Below are 2783 nucleotides of genomic sequence, written 5' to 3'. Positions count from 1 at the left end.
GCCCGGGGGAGCGGGCTACAGGTCGTCGGGGCCGAACGGCTCGTCGTGCCATCGCCAGTCGGCGGTGCCGTCGTCGTGGAAGTCCAGCGCGAACTCGGCGACCTCGCCGCCGTCCGGGAAGGTCATGGTGAGCGCCTCGCGGATCCGCAGGAAACAGACGTCGGCCCGCTCCCAGTCCTCCCGGGCAGTGGCGCGCGCCTGCTCGGCGAAGAGGGGGCGGAAGTCCTCGAACGCGGGAAGCGTCTCGGCCGTGGCGTGCACCCAGGGCATGTCGGCACCGGTCACGGTCAGCCGCGCGAGTTCGTGGCTGCCGTGGTGGAGTCGCCAGACACTGCCGGTGGCCAGGTTCGTATCGCTCATGGCGCCATGATGGCGTTCGGCCGGGAGGGCCTTCAGACCAGGCCGCGCAGCCGGGCCAGCAGGGCCGCCGTCCTGCGCCGGGCCGCCCGCTTCAGGCGGAGGACCGTGACGGGTCGGGCGGGTGGGGTGATGAGGACGGGCGGGGCGCCGTCCGTGCCGATGAGGAGGCTGAGCGGCAGCATGGCGTCGCGTTGCCAGCCGCAGCTGCTGATGCGTACCTTGAGGTCCCAGGTCCCGGCGTTGCGGCCCGAATTGAGGGTGTCCGGGGCGATCTTGGCGACGGTGGTGTGGACGGTCCGGAAGGTGCCGGGGGCGTTCGGGTCCGGGACCCGGGTGACGCTGGTCTCCGACGGTACGAAGAACTCCTCCGCGCCGCCCCTGCGCCGGGCCAGCACGTCCATCTTGGCGGCCCTGAGCGCTTTGGTGACGTCGAGCGCCTCGGCCGGGACGCCGTCCACCGGGACGGACAGCGAGTCGGCCCCGTCCTGGCGGTGGGTGAAGGTGAGCGGGGAGTCGCCGGAGAGCAGCTCGCCGGTGGCGGTGATCTCCTCGGCGGACGGGGCGGAGACGGTGGCCCTGGCGCGGACCGACGCCTCCCAGACGGCGAGAGCGCGCACCGCCCCGATCCTGTCCTGGACGAGGAGCTCGGCCGCCGCGCGCTGACGGGCGGGCAGCCCGGCTGCGACTCCCGGGCCGAACCGCTCGGCGACCAGGCCGCGGGCCTCGCGGAAGAAGTCCTCGCGCCACTCCTCGGGGGCGTTCAGGAACCTCTTCCCGCTGAGCCGCTCGACGGTCTCCACCCGGAGCCACCGCCGGTGCAGCCGGTCGCGGACGGCGCCCGGCGCGGTGTTCGCGTCGACGATGTCGAGCGCCTCGCGGAGGTTGCCGAAATAGCCGGCGGGGTCGAAGGTGCGGAAGCCCGCGTTGGAGTGGTCGGGGCGGGCCACGTGGTAGTAGCAGACGTAGTCGGAGAGGACCGAGATCCGCCGGGCGGCGAAGTAGGCGGCCATCACGAAGACGTGGTCCTCCAGCCGGCGTCTGCCTTCGGGGAAGCGCAGCCCGTGCTCCAGCAGGAAGGACCGCCGGAACATCTTGTGCGGGGTGAGGCTGTCGACGAGCGCGCTCTTCTCCGGCCGGGCGTCGGGGAGGTTCTTGCGGAACAGTTCCCGGGGGACGCCCCGGCCCCGGCCGGCCATCCGGCCCACCACGATGTCGGAGCCGTTCTCCTCGGCGTACGCGTGCAGCCGTTGCAGGGCCTCGGTGCCGAACCAGTCGTCGTTGTCGGCGAATTGGACGTAGGTGCCCCGGGCGTGCTCGATTCCCAGGTTGCGGGGGCGGGACGGCCAGCCGGAGTTGGGGATGTGCACCACCTGGAAGTGCGCGTGTTCGGCGGCGAGCCGGTCGAGCCGCGCTCCGGTGCCGTCCGTCGAGCCGTCGTCCACGAGGATCACCTCGAAGTCCCCTGGGTCCATCGTCTGGTTGAGCAGGGAGTCGATCAACTCGTCCATGTGGGCACCCGGGTTGTACACGGGGACGACGACGCTGACCTTCGGCGGAGATGAGGGGGCGGCCGGGCTCATGGGTGTGCCTTTCGGGGCGTGCGCGCATGCACGGAGGGCGGGGCGGGGGGCGGCTCGAGGGAAGGCCGGGGCGCTGCCCGGGGTCAGGATCTGCGGTCAGGGCTTGGCGGTGTCGGGGAGCAGGCCGCGGGCGCGCAGTACCCGGCGCTCCACCGGGGTGAAGAGGGCGGACTCCATGACGATGCCGACGGCGAGCACGAGGAGGACGGCGGCGAGCACGAGCGCGGTGTCGTCGTTCTCCTTGCCGGAGTTGAGGAGCCGTCCCACCCCGGGCAGCGGGGTCGCGGTGATCAGTTCCGCCGTCATCAGCGCCCGCCAGCCGAAGGTCCAGCCCTGCCGGAGTGCGGCCACCAGCCCGGGCAGCGCGGCCGGCAACAGGATGTGCCGGACGAGAGCGGGCCCGGTGGCGCCCAGCGACCGCCCGGCCCGCAGCAGCAGCGGTGGAATCTGCCCGAGCGCCCCGGCCACGCCGAGCGCCACGGACGGTACGGCTCCGAGCAGCACCACCGCGTACACCGCCTTCTCGGACTCGCCGAAGACGATGACCCCGAGCGGTACGAGACCGGCGGCGGGGAGCGACTGGAGCGCCGAGAGGACGGGGGCGAGCGCTCCGCGCGCGGCGCGTACCCGGTGGATCAGCAGCCCGAGGAGGGTGCCGAGCACAGCGGAGACCGTGAACCCACAGGCCGTACGCAGCAGGCTGTGGCCGAGCGCCGGCCACAGGGTGCCGTCCCGCCGCGCGGCGCCCCGGGGCGTGGCGCCGGCGGCGGGGGGGGGGGGCGTGGGGGGGTGGGCGGGCCCCCCGGCGCCCGGCCAGATGAGCAGCAGGTCGAGCGCGGGGAG

3 protein-coding genes are annotated in these 2783 nt (G+C 73.8%); all 3 read right to left on the bottom strand.

Annotation, left to right across the window (positions count from 1 at the left end):
• Positions 1 to 15: 15 nt before the first annotated feature.
• Complete coding sequence (locus ACFWEP_RS33835) at positions 16 to 360, bottom strand: hypothetical protein (RefSeq protein ID WP_387376013.1); 345 nt, start codon at positions 358 to 360, stop codon at positions 16 to 18.
• Between the two features lie 32 nt (positions 361 to 392).
• Positions 393 to 1940, bottom strand: a complete 1548-nt coding sequence (locus tag ACFWEP_RS33830; RefSeq protein WP_387376011.1) for a glycosyltransferase family 2 protein — start codon at positions 1938 to 1940, stop codon at positions 393 to 395.
• A gap of 96 nt (positions 1941 to 2036) precedes the next feature.
• The coding region (locus ACFWEP_RS33825) for an ABC transporter permease (protein WP_387376009.1) at positions 2037 to 2783 on the bottom strand (747 nt) is incomplete at its 5' end.

Source organism: Streptomyces sp. NPDC060198 (assembly GCF_042728415.1).
In the GTDB taxonomy this organism is placed as follows: domain Bacteria; phylum Actinomycetota; class Actinomycetes; order Streptomycetales; family Streptomycetaceae; genus Streptomyces.
This window is presented reverse-complemented; position numbering and strand designations above follow the sequence as displayed.